The following is a 318-nucleotide window of genomic DNA, read 5'->3' on the forward strand; positions in this document are numbered from 1 at the left end:
CTTTCTTTCAGCTGTCGGAAAACCATACGCTGAAACATGTGGAGAATAACGGATTCGAACCGTTGACCCCCTGCGTGCAAGGCAGGTGCTCTAGCCAGCTGAGCTAATTCCCCTTTTTTAGCTTATCTTATAGGTCACGGTATAAAAAGTAGTCCCGAGCAGACTTGAACTGCTGACCCCTACATTATCAGTGTAGTGCTCTAACCAACTGAGCTACGGGACTGGATATGTATGCTCCGAGCTCCTGGCCAGCTGCCCGGACATTGCCTTCAGGCACACCCTTTCTAATTATAGCCTATAAAGCTTAAAACCTGTATA

At 47.5% G+C, this 318-nt stretch carries 2 tRNA genes; both read right to left on the minus strand.

The window, feature by feature from the left end:
* Positions 1 to 39: 39 nt before the first annotated feature.
* A tRNA-Ala gene (locus G5B43_RS19225) sits at positions 40 to 113 on the minus strand.
* A gap of 36 nt (positions 114 to 149) precedes the next feature.
* Positions 150 to 223, minus strand: a tRNA-Ile gene (locus G5B43_RS19230).
* Positions 224 to 318: the final 95 nt, after the last annotated feature.

It is taken from the genome of Sphingobacterium sp. SGR-19, assembly GCF_011043555.1.
GTDB lineage: Bacteria > Bacteroidota > Bacteroidia > Sphingobacteriales > Sphingobacteriaceae > Sphingobacterium.